This window comes from Microbacterium sp. NPDC089190 (assembly GCF_040701795.1).
Lineage (GTDB): Bacteria > Actinomycetota > Actinomycetes > Actinomycetales > Microbacteriaceae > Microbacterium > Microbacterium galbum.
In genome coordinates, this window is the sequence record NZ_JBFBHF010000001.1 from 190,158 (window position 1) to 204,101 (window position 13,944).

14 protein-coding genes are annotated in these 13,944 nt (G+C 71.4%); 3 read left to right on the top strand and 11 right to left on the bottom strand.

The window, feature by feature from the left end; translation table 11 throughout:
- Nucleotides 1–104 precede the first annotated feature (104 nt).
- The 6 genes from AB0230_RS00980 to AB0230_RS01005 form a co-directional block, all read right to left on the bottom strand.
- Nucleotides 105–914 (bottom strand): SseB family protein, encoded by an 810-nt coding sequence (locus AB0230_RS00980; protein WP_366373435.1) that lies wholly within the window; start codon nucleotides 912–914, stop codon nucleotides 105–107.
- Nucleotides 898–1,644 carry a bifunctional 1-(5-phosphoribosyl)-5-((5-phosphoribosylamino)methylideneamino)imidazole-4-carboxamide isomerase/phosphoribosylanthranilate isomerase PriA gene (gene priA, locus AB0230_RS00985; RefSeq protein WP_363392548.1) on the bottom strand — a complete coding sequence of 249 codons (747 nt, stop codon included), beginning with the start codon at nucleotides 1,642–1,644 and terminating at the stop codon, nucleotides 898–900. The genes AB0230_RS00980 and priA overlap by 17 nt, the downstream gene beginning before the upstream one ends.
- A gap of 46 nt (nucleotides 1,645–1,690) precedes the next feature.
- A complete protein-coding gene (hisH, locus tag AB0230_RS00990) occupies nucleotides 1,691–2,341 on the bottom strand; it encodes an imidazole glycerol phosphate synthase subunit HisH (protein ID WP_315993073.1) in 651 nt (216 codons plus the stop codon).
- Entirely contained in the window at nucleotides 2,338–2,952 is a 615-nt protein-coding gene (gene hisB / locus AB0230_RS00995; protein WP_366373438.1) for an imidazoleglycerol-phosphate dehydratase HisB, read from the bottom strand. Before hisB ends, hisH begins: the two co-directional genes overlap by 4 nt.
- The gene (locus AB0230_RS01000; RefSeq protein ID WP_366374503.1) at nucleotides 2,949–4,043 is read right to left on the bottom strand and encodes a histidinol-phosphate transaminase; all 1,095 of its coding nucleotides are present in this window, start codon (nucleotides 4,041–4,043) and stop codon (nucleotides 2,949–2,951) included. Before AB0230_RS01000 ends, hisB begins: the two co-directional genes overlap by 4 nt.
- An 83-nt stretch (nucleotides 4,044–4,126) precedes the next feature.
- Nucleotides 4,127–4,477 carry a LysM peptidoglycan-binding domain-containing protein gene (locus AB0230_RS01005; RefSeq protein WP_366373440.1) on the bottom strand — a complete coding sequence of 117 codons (351 nt, stop codon included), beginning with the start codon at nucleotides 4,475–4,477 and terminating at the stop codon, nucleotides 4,127–4,129.
- A 258-nt stretch (nucleotides 4,478–4,735) separates the two neighbouring features.
- Here AB0230_RS01005 and lexA point away from each other — a divergent pair, with 258 nt between their 5' ends.
- Together lexA and AB0230_RS01015 are read left to right on the top strand one after the other, a co-directional pair.
- Entirely contained in the window at nucleotides 4,736–5,425 is a 690-nt protein-coding gene (gene lexA, locus AB0230_RS01010) for a transcriptional repressor LexA (protein ID WP_013583385.1), read from the top strand.
- A gap of 117 nt (nucleotides 5,426–5,542) precedes the next feature.
- Nucleotides 5,543–7,429 (top strand): prolyl oligopeptidase family serine peptidase, encoded by a 1,887-nt coding sequence (locus tag AB0230_RS01015; RefSeq protein ID WP_366373442.1) that lies wholly within the window; start codon nucleotides 5,543–5,545, stop codon nucleotides 7,427–7,429.
- A gap of 108 nt (nucleotides 7,430–7,537) precedes the next feature.
- Here the strand turns inward: AB0230_RS01015 and hflX are convergent, their stop codons facing one another.
- On the bottom strand, nucleotides 7,538–9,055 hold the full coding sequence (hflX, locus tag AB0230_RS01020) for a GTPase HflX (RefSeq protein ID WP_315993078.1): 1,518 nt from the start codon (nucleotides 9,053–9,055) through the stop codon (nucleotides 7,538–7,540).
- Between the two features lie 97 nt (nucleotides 9,056–9,152).
- Here hflX and AB0230_RS01025 point away from each other — a divergent pair, with 97 nt between their 5' ends.
- The gene (locus AB0230_RS01025) at nucleotides 9,153–9,797 is read left to right on the top strand and encodes a methyltransferase (protein ID WP_315993079.1); all 645 of its coding nucleotides are present in this window, start codon (nucleotides 9,153–9,155) and stop codon (nucleotides 9,795–9,797) included.
- Between the two features lie 183 nt (nucleotides 9,798–9,980).
- On the opposite strand, the gene dapF is transcribed toward AB0230_RS01025, so the two are convergent.
- The 4 genes from dapF to miaB are packed head-to-tail and all read right to left on the bottom strand — an operon-like array spanning nucleotide 9,981 to nucleotide 13,810.
- Nucleotides 9,981–10,835 (bottom strand): diaminopimelate epimerase, encoded by an 855-nt coding sequence (dapF, locus tag AB0230_RS01030; RefSeq protein WP_315993080.1) that lies wholly within the window; start codon nucleotides 10,833–10,835, stop codon nucleotides 9,981–9,983.
- Nucleotides 10,836–10,893: 58 nt separating this feature from the next.
- The gene (locus tag AB0230_RS01035; protein ID WP_366373445.1) at nucleotides 10,894–11,334 is read right to left on the bottom strand and encodes a GNAT family acetyltransferase; all 441 of its coding nucleotides are present in this window, start codon (nucleotides 11,332–11,334) and stop codon (nucleotides 10,894–10,896) included.
- Entirely contained in the window at nucleotides 11,331–12,263 is a 933-nt protein-coding gene (miaA, locus tag AB0230_RS01040) for a tRNA (adenosine(37)-N6)-dimethylallyltransferase MiaA (RefSeq protein WP_366373447.1), read from the bottom strand. The genes AB0230_RS01035 and miaA overlap by 4 nt, the downstream gene beginning before the upstream one ends.
- Complete coding sequence (gene miaB / locus AB0230_RS01045; protein ID WP_366373449.1) at nucleotides 12,260–13,810, bottom strand: tRNA (N6-isopentenyl adenosine(37)-C2)-methylthiotransferase MiaB; 1,551 nt, start codon at nucleotides 13,808–13,810, stop codon at nucleotides 12,260–12,262. Before miaB ends, miaA begins: the two co-directional genes overlap by 4 nt.
- Between the last annotated feature and the right edge of the window lie 134 nt (nucleotides 13,811–13,944).

Genomic DNA, 13,944 nt, shown 5'->3' on the forward strand with positions numbered 1-13,944 from the left:
TGTCGTGAGAACAGGGGATGCCACGAGAACAGGTCGATCGCGTCGAAAACGGCCTGTCGCCGTGGCATCCCCTGTTCTGGTGACGTCCGGCGGGAACGTGTTCCTCAGACGTCCTTGCTGCGGTGCAGCTTCACCGTCAGGGAATCCACCAGCACCGCGATGCGGTCGTCGGCCGACCATCGGCGTGCGATGCGGGCGAGCACGGCATCCAGTTCCTCCTGCTCGAGGCCCGACATGAGCTGGAGGTGCACCACCAGTTCGGGACCACGCAGGCGGCCGGTGGGGTCGCCCGACTCGACGGCGAGGTCGAGCACCGCGAGTTCGCCCGAGATGCTCTCCTGCAGGCCGGTGAAGATCGCGGGAGACGTGTGGGCCGGTTCCCACGACTCCCCCTGCGCGATCGCCCAGACGGCGGGGCGCCGGATGACGAACTCCGTCTCCGACGCCGGGTCGATGACGATGAGCTCGGTGTCCTCGGACGCGGCAGCCAGAGCCGTGCGACGCCCGTCGGCCGGCACGGGGCGGGCTGCGGCATCCCAGGTCTGCAGGGCGGTCACCGAGGTGAACACGGGGAGCACCTTGCGACCGTCGGGGGCGGCGACCGTCACGATCGACAACTCCTGCGTCTTGTCGACCTCGAGGCCGTGAGCACCGATACCGTGGTCGCCCTTCTCGGCGACCAGCGGGATCAGCAGTCGCGCGTCGCGATAGGCGTCGACGACGGCGCGCGCGTCGCCGTCGCCCGCGCGGAACGCGACGAGAGCAGCGAGCAGCGCCGGGTCGGCCGAGCCGTCGTCACCGGAGTGCGGGTTCGACTCGAAACGACGCCCCTCCCAGGGAACGCCCGCGGAATCGCCGCGGTGCCCGTGGTCGTGGGGACCGCCGGCGCGAGGACCGTCAGTGTCCGGCGACATCCAGCGCCTCAGCGAGGGTGAACTGTCCCGCGTAGAGGGCCTTGCCCACGATGGCGCCCTCGACGCCCAGCGGCACGAGCTCGCGGAGCGCCGCGATGTCGTCGAGGCTCGACACGCCGCCGGAGGCGACGATGGGCTTGGGGGTGCGCTGGGTCATCTCGCGCAGAAGCTCGATGTTGGGACCGCGCAGCGTGCCGTCCTTCGTCACGTCGGTCACGACGTAGCGGCTGCAGCCCGCGTCTTCCAGGCGCTGCAGGACGGTCCACAGGTCACCGCCGTCGCGGGTCCAACCGCGCGCCGCGAGGGTCGTGCCGCGCACGTCGAGCCCGACGGCGATCGCCTCGCCGTAGCGGTTGATGACGTCGGCGGCCCACTCGGGGTTCTCGAGCGCGGCCGTGCCGAGGTTGATGCGGGTCGCACCGCTTTCGAGGGCGGCTTCGAGGGAGCGGTCGTCGCGGATGCCGCCCGACAGCTCGACCTGCACGCCCTTGACCTGCTTGATGACCTTGCGCATGACATTCGCGTTGCTGCCGCGTCCGAAGGCGGCATCGAGGTCCACGAGGTGGATCCACTGCGCGCCCTGACGCGCGAAGTCGGCCGCGGCGTCGACGGGGTCACCGTAGCTGGTCTCGGTGCCCGCCTCCCCCTGGGTCAGACGGACGGCCTTCCCATCGGCCACGTCGACCGCGGGAAGAAGGACAAGCTCGGGCGTGGACGCGAAATCGTTCATGGCTCCTCGTGCCGGTAGGCGCCTCTCGCCAGCCCCGGGCACGAGGTCACACAGTAGTCGTGCGCAGTCCGTCGATCCAATTGGCGAGAAGACGGATGCCGGCATCTCCCGACTTCTCGGGGTGGAATTGCGTCGCGGCCAGTGGACCGTTCTCGACCGCGGCGATGAAGGGGGCACCGTACGTGCACCACGTCACCGCGGGCTGCGGGAACGGCGGCGTGACCTCGAGCGACCACTCCTGCGCCGCGTACGAGTGGACGAAGTAGAAGCGCTCCCGTTCGATGCCCTCGAAAAGACGCGATCCCTCCCCCGCGGCGACCGTGTTCCAACCCATGTGCGGCAGCACGGGGGCGGCGAGCTCGTCGACGGTGCCCGGCCACTCACCGAGTCCGGGCGTGTCTGTGCCGCGCTCGATGCCGCGCTCGAACATCACCTGCATGCCGACGCAGATGCCGAGCACCGGACGACCGCCCGCGAGCCGGCGATCGATGATCTCGCCCCCACGACTGGCGTTCAGGGCGCCCATGACGGCGCTGAACGCGCCGACGCCGGGGACGAGGAGGCCGTCGGCGTCCATCAGCAACGAGCGGTCGGATGTCAGCCGCGCGTCGGCTCCGGCTTCGACCAGCGCCTTGACCGCGGAGTGGACGTTGCCCGAGCCGTAATCGAGGACGGCGACGACCGGCTTGGCCGTCACAGCGCGCCCTTCGTGCTCGGGATGCCGTCGACGAGCGGGTCGAGGGCCTTGGCCTGTCGGAAGGCACGCGCGAACGCCTTGTACTCCGCCTCGGCGATGTGGTGCGGATCGCGTCCCCCGACGACGCGCAGGTGCACGGTGAGGCCGCCGTGGATCGAGATGGCCTCGAACGAGTGGCGCACGAGCGAGCCGGTGAAGTGTCCGCCGATCAGGTGGTGCTCGAAGCCCGCGGGCTCCCCCGTGTGCACGAGGTAGGGGCGTCCGCTGATGTCGACGACCGCCTGCGCCAGAGCTTCGTCGAGCGGAACGAGCGCGTCGCCGTACCGCGCGATGCCGGACTTGTCTCCGAGCGCCTGGCGGATGGCCTGACCCAGGACGATGGAGGTGTCTTCGACGGTGTGGTGCGCATCGATGTGGGTGTCGCCCGTCGCGCGCACGCGCAGGTCGGTCAGGGAGTGCTTCGCGAACGCCGTCAGCATGTGATCGAAGAACGGGACGCTCGTGGAGATGTCGCTGACGCCGCGACCGTCGAGGTCGAGCTCGAGCTCGACGCGGGACTCGCTCGTCTCGCGCGTGATCGAGGCGGTGCGGGGGGTGGCGGGGGCGGTCATGCTCGGGATCCTATCGAGGCGAGGGCGTCCAGGAACGCGGTGGTCTCGTCGGCCGTTCCGGCCGAGACGCGGAGGTGGTGGAGGATGCCGACGTCGCGGATCAGCACGCCCCGGTCGTAGAGCGCCTTCCACGTCGCGGCGGGATCGTCGACGCCCCCGAAGAGGACGAAGTTCGTCCAGGACTCGTGCGCCGTGTACCCCAGCGCCGACACGGTCGCCGAGATGCGGTCGCGCTGCGCGACGATCTCGTCGACCATCGAGAGCATGGTGTCGGCGTGCCCGAGAGCGGCCGTCGCGGCGGCCTGCGTCAGCGCGCTGAGGTGGTACGGCAGCCGTACCAGGCGGAGCGCGTCGACGAACGCCGGGTCGGCGGCGAGGTAGCCGACGCGGGCTCCCGCAAAGGCGAACGCCTTGCTCATGGTGCGCGAGACGACCAGCCGCGGGCGCCCGGGCAGCAGCGAGATGGCCGACGGCTCATCGCGCGGGGCGAACTCCTCGTAGGCCTCGTCGACGATGACGACCCCCTCGAAGGCGTCGTACACGGCCTCGATGACGTCGAGGCGCAGGGGGGTGCCCGTGGGGTTGTTGGGGGCGCAGAGGAAGACGATGTCGGGACGCTGCTCGCGCACCTGCGTCGCCGCGGACTCGGCGGAGAGGGTGAAGTCGTGCGCGCGCTCCCCGGCGATCCACCGGGCGCCCGTGGCGCGGGTGAGGATCGGGTACATCGAGTAGGTGGGGGCGAATCCCATCGCCGTGCGGCCAGGACCGCCGAACGCCTGGAGGATGTGTTGGAGGACCTCGTTCGAGCCGTTGGCCGCCCAGATCTGATCGGGGTTCAGTCCGTGCCCGAGGTACTGCGCGAAGGCCTCACGGAGAGTGGTGAATTCGCGGTCGGGATACCGGTTGACATCACGGAGGGCGCGAGCCACGGCATCCAGGATGTCGTCGGCGACTTCGGACGGAACGGGGTGCGTGTTCTCGTTCACGTTCAGCGCCACGGGCAGCGCGGCCTGCGGTGCCCCATAGGGCGTCATGCCCCGGAGATCGTCGCGAAGCGGGAGGTCGTCGAGGCGTACGTTCACCTCACCCATCGTAGGCGGCGGTGACACCGACGGATCACGCTCGCGGGTCGGGCGGATCGCCCCTGCCGTCGGCGTCGATCCCGTGCGGACGGTCAGTTCGCGGGAGCGTATTCGGCGGGGATGGCGATGCGCTGACCCGCCGTGACGGAACCGCCGGACAGGGCGTTGAGACGCGAGATCTCGGCGACCACATCGCGCGGGTCGGCCGCGGGCGCGAGCTCCTCGGCGATCGACCACAACGTCTCGCCGCTCATGACGGTGATCTCGGTGAACGACCCGACGGGCGCCCCGGCCTCGTTCGAGGCGAGCGCGGCTCCCCCGCCGACGACGGCGAAACTCAGGGCGATGGCGAGGGGAAGGGCGACCAGGAACGCGACGACACGGCGGCCGCGCGCGGTGATGCGCAGGCGGGTGGTCGGGACGGTGATGGCGATGCTGCTCATGATGTGCTCCTCGGTGGGGAGAGATTCGCACCCCGCCCTCGGCCGGGAGGGCGGGGGTGCGAATCTGTATTCCGAATCTATCTTCGATACTTTCGATGTGTCAAGACCGCGGATATCGGAGACGGATCGAACGCGACACGCGCGCCGTTCCCTGCCTTCCGGCTCGTTCACCGGATACGGTTTCGACACGGAGACCTCATCACCAACCTCCGACATTCGAATTTCCGCCGCATCGACAGCGGCGCGAGGGGAGCACAGATGACCGACGCGACGACCGCCGCCGGCCGCGAACGTCCGCAGACTCGGCGACGCAAGAACCTGAGCGACAAGCAGCTCGCCATCCTCGAGGTCATCCAGCGATCGATCGCCCGGCACGGCTACCCGCCGAGCATGCGCGAGATCGGCGACGCGGTCGGCCTGAAGTCGCTGTCGAGCGTGACCCACCAGCTCAACCAGCTGGAACTGAGCGGCTACCTGCGGCGCGACCCGGGCAAGACGCGCGCCATGGAGGTCCTCATCGACCTCCCCGGTGCCGCCGCCGAGAACCCGGCCGACACGGCTCCCGCGCTGGGCGACGCCGCCCTCGTGCCCCTCGTCGGCCGCATCGCCGCCGGCGTGCCCATCACCGCCGACCAGCAGGTGGAGGAGATCTTCCCCCTTCCCCGCCAACTGGTGGGCAAGGGCGAGCTCTTCATGCTCAAGGTGTCGGGCGACTCGATGATCGACGCCGCCATCTGCGACGGCGACTGGGTCGTCGTGCGATCGCAGGCGACGGCCGAGAACGGCGAGATCGTCGCCGCGATGCTCGACGGCGAGGCGACCGTGAAGACGTTCCGCCGCCGCGACGGCCACACCTGGCTGCTCCCCCGCAACAGCGCGTTCGAGCCGATCCTGGGCGACGAGGCCGTCGTGCTCGGCCGCGTCGTCGCCGTCCTGCGCGCCGTCTGACCTTCCCCGCCCCGGGGCCGGATGCGCGCTCGGGCGTGGCATCCGCCCCTCTCGGCTCGCTCGTCGCGAGTACCGGGGATCTCCGTCGATGTCGGATGCCCTGCCTAGGCTGGAGTCATGGCTGACACCCTCCCCTACGGTTCCTGGCCCTCCCCGATCACGCCCGCGTCCGTCGCCCAGGCCTCGCCGCGCGTCGACGGCGCACGACTGGTCGGAGACGAGGTGTGGTGGGGCGAGTCCGTCCCCCACGAGGCCGGTCGCGTCGCCGTGAAGCGTCGCCGCGGCGACGGCTCCGTCGAGACGGTGCTTCCCGCACCCGCCGACGCGCGCTCCGCGGTGCACGAGTACGGTGGCGGCGCCTGGACGGCGTCCGACGACGGGGAGCTGTACTACGTCGAGAAGGCCGACCAGCGGGTCTACGCGCTCCGCCCGGGCGAGACCTCGCGCCCGCTGACCCCCGCCGACGACGCCGTGCGACACGGCGGACTGCGCTGGGAGCACGGGGTCCTCCTCGCCGTGCGCGAGACCCACGGGTCGTCGCGGGTCCCGGCCCGGGCCATCGTCCGCATCCCCCTCGACGGGCCGGCGGAGGTCCTCGCCGAGGGCAGTGACTTCCTGGCCCAGCCGGCCCTCTCGCCCGACGGTCGCCGCCTGGCCTGGGTGGCCTGGGATCACCCCGACATGCCGTGGGATGCCACCGTCCTCCGCGTCGCCGACCTCGAGACGGGCGAGGTCCACGACGTCGCGGGCGGTGCGCACCGCGCGCCCGTGCAACCCGTGTGGATCGCGGACGACGAGCTCCTCTACGCGGACGATCCCGAAGGCCGATGGAACCTCTTCCGTCGCCCCCTCGACGGCGATGCGCAGCCGCTCGCCCCGGCGGACGCCGACACCGGCGGGGGCCTGTGGGTACTCGGAACCCGGTGGTTCGGAGCGGCCGACGACGGGCGCGTCGTCGCCGTCCGGACGAACGGGGCCGATGAGGTCGTCGAGATCGCACCGAGCGGCGTCCGTCCCCTCGACGTCCCCGTCGTCGCCGGCGCCGCGATCGACGACGCCCGCGGGTCGCAGGTGCTCGTCTCGGGTTCGGACGCCGGCGGGCGATCGGGCCTCTGGCTCGTCGACCTCGATTCCGGCGCTGTCGACCTCGTGACGGGAGGCGCCGGCCCGTGGGGAGACGAATGGATGCCGACGGCCCGCGCGCTGTCGACGGACGGACCGCACGGTCCGGTGCACGCTTTCGCCTACGCCCCCACCAACCCCGACGTCGCCCCCGTGACAGGCGAGCGCCCGCCGTACGTCGTGCTCGTCCACGGCGGACCCACCTCGCACGTCGGCCCCGCTCCGTCGGCGAAGACGGCGTTCTTCACGAGCCGGGGTATCGGCGTCCTCGACGTCAACTACGGCGGTTCCACCGGCTACGGGCGCGCCTATCGGGACCGCCTGAAGGGACAGTGGGGCGCGGTCGACGTCGATGACGTCGCCGCCGCGGCATCCGCCCTCGCGGAAGCGGGACTCGCCGACCCCGAGCGCCTCGCCATCGCGGGAGGCTCGGCCGGGGGCTGGACGGTGCTCGCCGCCGTCACGCGCACCGACGTGTTCGCAGCCGGCATCTCCCGCTACGGGGTGGGCGACGCACGCGCCCTCGCGGAAGACACCCACGACTTCGAGGCGCGCTACCTCGACGGGCTCATCGGGCCTCTGCCCGATGCCGAGGCCGTGTACGTCGAGCGCTCACCCCTGAGCCGCCCGGAGCTCTTCCGTGTGCCGCTGCTGATCCTGCAGGGATCGGAAGACCGGGTGGTCCCCCCGTCGCAGGCGGAGGCCATCCGCGACGCCCTGACGGCGCACGGCGTCCCGCACGCGTACGTCCTGTACGAGGGCGAGGGGCACGGGTTCCGCCGGTCGGAGACGGTGATCGACTCCCTCGAGCGCGAACTCGGCTTCCTCGGCGCGGTGTTCGGCTTCGAGACCCCGGGTATCCCCGCGCTCGAGCTCGACTGAGCCGACGCCTTCCGGGCGACTCACCCGCGGCGCCGACGCGCCGAAGAGCGCCCCCACGGCGATGGGCCCCCGCGCGTACGCGCAGGGGCCCATCGTGCCGCGCGGGCCTCAGCCCTCGAACGCCGCCAGCTCGGCGGCGAGCCGCGCGCCGACGTGAGCGTGCAGATAGGTGCCGTTCTCGCGGTGCTCCTGCGCCACGATGAGGCCGCTCTCGTGCACCGCCGACACGAGGTCTCCGCGGTCGTACGGAACGACCGCCTGCACCTCGACCGCCGGCAACGGCAGCGCCTCTTCGATCGCGGCACGCAGTTCGGCGATGCCCTCACCGGTGCGCGACGACACGAATTTCGCATTCGGAGCGAGACCCCGCAGCACGAGCCGGTCGTCTTCGCTCACGAGATCGGACTTGTTGAAGACGACGATCTCCTGCCCGAAGTTCGCGTCGACATCGCCCATCACGTCGCGCACCGTCATGAGCTGGGCGGCCGGGTCGGGATGCGACGCGTCGACCACGTGCAGGATGACGTCCGCGTCGCCGACCTCTTCGAGCGTGGAGCGGAAGGCTTCGACCAGCTGATGCGGGAGGTTGCGCACGAAGCCCACGGTGTCGGTCAGCGTGTACACGCGCCCGTCGGTGGTCTCGGAGCGGCGGACCGTGGCATCCAGGGTCGCGAAGAGGGCGTTCTCCACGAGCACTCCGGCGCTCGTGAGGCGGTTGAGCAGGCTCGACTTGCCCGCGTTGGTGTACCCGGCGATCGCCACCGACGGGATCGTGTGGCGCTTGCGCTCGGCGCGCTTGGCCTCACGGGCGGGGGCGAAGTCGCGCAGCTGCTTGCGCAGCTGGGCCATACGCGTACGGATGCGGCGACGGTCGAGCTCGATCTTCGTCTCACCGGGTCCGCGGGAGCCCATGCCCGCTCCGCCTGCACCGACCTGTCCGCCGGCCTGACGTGACATCGAGTCACCCCATCCGCGCAGTCGCGGGAGGAGGTATTCGAGCTGCGCGAGTTCGACCTGGGCCTTGCCCTCACGGCTCTTCGCGTGCTGGCTGAAGATGTCGAGGATGACCGTCGTGCGGTCGATCACCTTCACCTTCACGACGTCTTCGAGCGCACGCCGCTGGCTGGGCGCGAGCTCCGTGTCGGCGATGACGGTGTCGGCGCCGACGGCGGCGACGATGTCGCGAAGCTCCGCGGCCTTGCCCCGGCCGACGTAGGTCGCCGGATCGGGGTGGGGCCGACGCTGCAGGACGCCGTCGAGCACGACCGCTCCGGCCGTTTCGGCGAGCGCCGACAACTCGCGCAGCGAGTTCTCCGCATCCGTCTGCTCCCCCTGGGGGTGCACGCCGACGAGCACGACGTTCTCGAGGCGCAACTGGCGGTACTCGACCTCGGTGACGTCTTCGAGCTCGGTCGACAGGCCGACGACACGGCGCAGCGCCGCGCGTTCCTCGCGGTCCCACTGGTCGCCGTCGCTGTCGCCGCCGTACGCGGTGGTGCTGTCTTGAAGGGCCTGAGCGGCACCGAAGACCCGGACCCCGCGGTGCGCTTCGGCGCGCGCGAGCACACGGTCGACCGGATCCACGGCTGACGCGTCGATGCTCGGGGGTGTGGTCTGTTCGGTCATGTGTTCCTTTCGTCGCGGGCGGGGCCCGCGGTGGTACTGATGTTCTGGCACTTTATCCGGCCCGGCGCCCGAGGCTCCGGTCGGATATCCTGTGCGGATGGGGAGCGAGCACTACTTCAGCGCATCGCCGTCGAGTCCTGAGCAGCTCCGCCGCATCCGCGTGACGCTGGCCGGTCGCGAACTCGAGGTGGTCACGGCGGGCGGCGTCTTCAGCCCCGAGCACGTGGATGCCGGCACCTCGGTGCTGCTGGCCAACACGCCTCCCCCGCCCGCCGGTGGGAACTTCCTCGACCTGGGGTGCGGGTGGGGTCCGATCTCGTTGTCGCTGGCGCTCGCGTCACCGCACGCGACCGTGTGGGCGGTCGACGTCAACGAACGTGCTCTCGATCTCGTGAGGCGCAATGCCGAGTCGCTCGGCCTCACCAACATCAACGCCGTGCGCCCGGAAGATGTTCCCGACGACGTGACGTTCCGCACCATCCGCTCGAACCCGCCGATCCGGGTCGGCAAGAACGAGCTGCACGGCATGCTCCAGCACTGGATCCCGCGCCTGCAGGAGCGCAGCGACGGCTGGTTCGTCGTCCAGCGCAACCTCGGCTCCGATTCCCTGCAGCGCTGGCTCGCGGCGACCTTCCCCGAGGGCTACGGCGTCCAACGCGCCGCCACCGGCCGCGGGTACCGTGTCCTGCGGGTGCGCCGCCACGGCTCGCCCCCGAGCGAACTCATCGACGTCGTCCGCTGAGCCGATGGCTTCCGCCGCGCCGTCGCCGGAGGGGGCGCGCACGGGAGCGGATTCCCGTCCGCGGTGGAATCATCCGCTCGCGCCCGCGAGCCGGCATCCGGCTGCCACGGCTCGAGCGCGCACGCGCCGTCTCCCCGCGACGTTTGACGTCACGCGATTCCGCTCCGACGCCCCGTTCCGGTGTCAGGCGAGAGCGACCTCGCCCGTGAACACCAGCGATGCGGGACCCGACAGGAAGACCCGCCCCTCGGCGACGCGCACGCCGAGCGTGCCGCCCGGGGTGTCGACGACCCAGTGATCGGGAGCGGCGGCGCCCGCCCAGTGCCGCACGGCGAGCGCGGCGGCGGCGACGCCCGTTCCGCAGCTGAGGGTCTCGCCGACCCCGCGCTCGAACACGCGCAAGCGGATCGCCCCGACGCCGTCGCGCACGAGCGGGTCGGCCGGGACGACGAATTCGACGTTGGCGCCGTGTCGCGGCGCGGGGTCGAGTACCGGCTGGAAGGTCAGATCGAGCCCCTCGAGCTCGGCATCCGACGACAGGGCGACGACCACGTGCGGGTTGCCGACGTCGATGCCCACCCCCGGGCGCGCGACGCTCAGGCCCTTCGCGCGCACGAGCGTCTCGTCGGCCTCGACCGCGTACGCTCCCAGGTCGACCTCGAACCCGCGGTCGCTGCGCGTGAGGGTCTTCACGCCCGCTCGCGTGCCGATCCGCAGTCCCTCGTCGATGGAGGCGAGACCCGTGTCGGTGAGGTACCGGGCGAAGACGCGCGTGCCGTTGCCGCACATCTCGGCCGCGGATCCGTCGGCGTTCCGGTAATCCATGAACCACTCGGCCCCGGATGCCGCCGCCTCGGCGCCGTCGCGGATCGCGGCGGAGCGCACGACCCGCAGCAACCCGTCGGCGCCGATGCCGAAGTGACGGTCGCACAGCGCGGCGACCTGCGCGTCGGAGAGGTCGAGCTCGCCGTCGGGGTCGGCGACCACCACGAAATCGTTGCCGGTGCCGTGGCCCTTGGTGAACGCGAGAGAGGACATGCGCCCAGTCTACGGACGACCCGCAGCCGGCCATCCGCCGTGCCAGGGCCGGGCGGCCTCAGTCGGGTCGTCCGGGACCGTCGACGATCAGTCGCCGGCCGGTGGCCCAGGTCTCGAACGGCTCGTAGCCGAGCGCGTCGTAGAAGCCCCGCGCTCCGGTGTTGTCGGGGCGCACCATGAGCTGCACTTTGGGGCAGCCCATCGCCTCCAGCAGCCGCTCCGCCTCGGCCACGAGCGTCCGCCCCACTCCCCGCCCGCGGTGCGAGGCCGCGGCGGCCAGGTAGTAGAGCCACCCGCGGTGTCCGTCGTAGCCCGCCATCACGCTGCCGACGAGCGCGTCCCCGTCGACGGCGACGAGGAAGAGCTCGGGCTGCACGGTCAGCTTCCGGCGGATGTCGGCGCGCGGGTCGTTCCAGGGCCTGGTCAGCCCCGCGTCCTCCCACAGGGCGACGACGGCGTCCTCGTCGGACGGCACGAATGCGCGGATCGCGATGGTCATCGATCATCTCCCACTGTCGCGCGCACGAGGTGCGCGGCATCCGTCGTCCGGGCGTCGACGACGCGGGCATCGGCGTAACGGCGGAACCACGACACCTGTCGGCGCGCGTACCGCCGGGTGAGGGCCTGCGTCTGCGCGATGGCCTCCGCGCGCGTCAGGTCGCCGCGCAGCTGGGCGAGCGCCTGCGCGTACCCGATCGCTCGTGACGCCGTGACGCCTCGCTCGAGTCCGTCGCCGCGCAGCCTCTCGACCTCGTCGACGAGGCCCGCGGCCCACATCCCCTCGACGCGCTCGTCGAGCATCGACACGAGCTGCTCGCGTTCCACGTGCGTCGTCACGATGCGCGTCGACGGATGCCACGGTTCCGGCGCATCCGGAAGGGCACCGCCGTGCGTCTCGCCGCCCTGGGCCAGCACCTCGAGCGCGCGCACCACGCGTCGCCCGTTGCGCGGGTCGATGTTCGCCGCCGCACGGGGATCGGCCTCGCGGAGCCGCGCGAAGAGCGCACCCGGGCCCTCGCGCTCGAGCTCCGCCTCGAGGCGGGCGCGCAATGCCTCATCCCGCGGGGGGAAACGGAAGTCCCACAGCACGCTCGAGACGTAGAGCCCCGAGCCGCCGACGAGGATCGCCTCGGCGCCCCGGGAGTGGATCTCGGAGATCGCCGCGCGGGCGGCATCCTGGTACCAGGCCACCGCGGCCTCGTCGGTCACCGTGAGATCGTCGAAGAGGTGATGCGGGATGCCGCGGCGCTCGGCGACCGGGATCTTCGCGGTTCCGATGTCCATGCCGCGGTACAGCTGCATCGCGTCGGCGTTCACGATCTCGGCCGGCCGCCCCTCGGCCGCGAGAGCCTGCGCGAGGGCGAGGGAGAGACCGGTCTTGCCGGTGCCGGTGGCTCCGACGACCGCCCAGAGGGACGGGCTCGTCACACGCCCACGCGCAGCGTGGGGAGTCCGAGCGACACCGCGCGCGGCGCGCCGGCCTCGCCGGCGGGCGCCGGCACTGCGCACGACTCGGCCTGCGACCGGTCCCACGCGTCGCCGGCGCGGGTGCGACGGATGCGCAGCGGCGCGCCGTCGACGGCGTCGGCGAGCAGGTGGAAGGGCGCCGCGTGGGTCACCGTGACCGACACGACGTCGCCCGGACGCGGCACGGCCGAGCCCGCCGGCAGCTCGAAGTGCACGAGGCGGTTGTCTTCGGCGCGGCCGGTCAGGCGGTGGGTCTCGGCATCCTTCTTGCCCTCCCCCGCCGAGACGAGGACCTCGAGGGTGCGGCCGAGCTGCTTCTGGTTCTCCTCGGCCGAGATCCGGTCCTGCAGGGCGATCAGCCGCTCGAAGCGCTCCTGCACGACGGCCTTCGGCACCTGATCGGCCATGGTCGCGGCCGGTGTGCCCTCGCGGATCGAGTACTGGAACGTGAAGGCGCTCGAGAACCGCGAGGCCTCGACCACGCGCATGGTCTCTTCGAAGTCGTCGTCGGTCTCGCCCGGGAATCCCACGATGATGTCGGTCGTGATCGCCGCGTGCGGGATGCGCTCGCGCACGCGGTCCAGGATGCCGAGGAACTTCTCGCTGCGGTACGACCGACGCATCGCCTTGAGGATGCGGTCGGAACCGGACTGCAGGGGCATGTGCAGCTGCGGCATGACCGCCGGGGTCTCGGCCATCGCCACGATGACGTCGTCGGTGAAGGCCGCCGGATGGGGGCTGGTGAACCGGATGCGCTCGAGGCCCTCGATCTCGCCCGCCGCGCGCAGCAGCTTGCCGAACGCGAGACGGTCGCCGAACTCGACGCCGTACGAATTGACGTTCTGGCCGAGCAGGGTGACCTCGATCGCGCCGTCGTCGACGAGCAGGCGGATCTCGTTCAGGATGTCGCCCGGGCGGCGGTCCTTCTCCTTGCCGCGCAGGCTCGGCACGATGCAGAACGTGCAGGTGTTGTTGCAGCCGACCGAGATCGAGACCCACCCGCTGTGCACCGAGTCGCGCTTGGTGGGCAGCGTGGACGGGAAGATCTCGAGCGACTCGAGGATCTCCAGCTCCGCTTCGCCGTTGTGGCGGGCACGCTCGAGCATGCCGGGGAGCGAGCCCATGTTGTGTGTTCCGAAGACGACGTCGACCCACGGCGCTTTCTGCTGGACGGCTTCTTTGTCCATCTGCGCGAGGCAGCCGCCGACGGCGATCTGCATGCCCGCGCGCGCGTCCTTGCGCGACTTCAGGTGACCCAGCGTTCCGTAGAGCTTTCCCGCGGCGTTGTCGCGCACCGCGCACGTGTTGATGACCACGACGTCGGCCTCGGTGCCCGCCTCGGCGCGCACGTAGCCGGCGCTTTCGAGCGACCCGCTGAGGCGCTCGGAGTCGTGCACGTTCATCTGGCATCCGAACGTGCGGACTTCGTAGGTGCGCGCACCGGCGTCGCCCTGGGCGGCGGCGGCGGAGGGCACGATGAGCGTCGGGGTCGAGACTGGGGTGGTCATGATGCGAGCAATTCTAAAGCCCGTCCCCCCTGACCTCGACGCGTGCCGTCGGACGACGCTCATCGCGAAACGCGCACATCCCTTCGCTCATCGACCTAGCGGCGCGCATAGCTGATCGATAGTGTGTGCCCACG

What these genes read in the sequence shown, in the direction of transcription:
- AB0230_RS00980 (WP_366373435.1), bottom strand. Translation starts at nt 914, where the DNA reads ATGTCGCCGGACACTGACGGTCCTCGCGCCGGCGGTCCCCACGACCAC.
- priA (WP_363392548.1), bottom strand. Translation starts at nt 1,644, where the DNA reads ATGAACGATTTCGCGTCCACGCCCGAGCTTGTCCTTCTTCCCGCGGTC.
- hisB (WP_366373438.1), bottom strand. Translation starts at nt 2,952, where the DNA reads ATGACCGCCCCCGCCACCCCCCGCACCGCCTCGATCACGCGCGAGACG.
- AB0230_RS01000 (WP_366374503.1), bottom strand. Translation starts at nt 4,043, where the DNA reads ATGGGTGAGGTGAACGTACGCCTCGACGACCTCCCGCTTCGCGACGAT.
- AB0230_RS01005 (WP_366373440.1), bottom strand. Translation starts at nt 4,477, where the DNA reads ATGAGCAGCATCGCCATCACCGTCCCGACCACCCGCCTGCGCATCACC.
- lexA (WP_013583385.1), top strand. Translation starts at nt 4,736, where the DNA reads ATGACCGACGCGACGACCGCCGCCGGCCGCGAACGTCCGCAGACTCGG.
- AB0230_RS01015 (WP_366373442.1), top strand. Translation starts at nt 5,543, where the DNA reads ATGGCTGACACCCTCCCCTACGGTTCCTGGCCCTCCCCGATCACGCCC.
- hflX (WP_315993078.1), bottom strand. Translation starts at nt 9,055, where the DNA reads ATGACCGAACAGACCACACCCCCGAGCATCGACGCGTCAGCCGTGGAT.
- AB0230_RS01025 (WP_315993079.1), top strand. Translation starts at nt 9,153, where the DNA reads ATGGGGAGCGAGCACTACTTCAGCGCATCGCCGTCGAGTCCTGAGCAG.
- dapF (WP_315993080.1), bottom strand. Translation starts at nt 10,835, where the DNA reads ATGTCCTCTCTCGCGTTCACCAAGGGCCACGGCACCGGCAACGATTTC.
- AB0230_RS01035 (WP_366373445.1), bottom strand. Translation starts at nt 11,334, where the DNA reads ATGACCATCGCGATCCGCGCATTCGTGCCGTCCGACGAGGACGCCGTC.
- miaB (WP_366373449.1), bottom strand. Translation starts at nt 13,810, where the DNA reads ATGACCACCCCAGTCTCGACCCCGACGCTCATCGTGCCCTCCGCCGCC.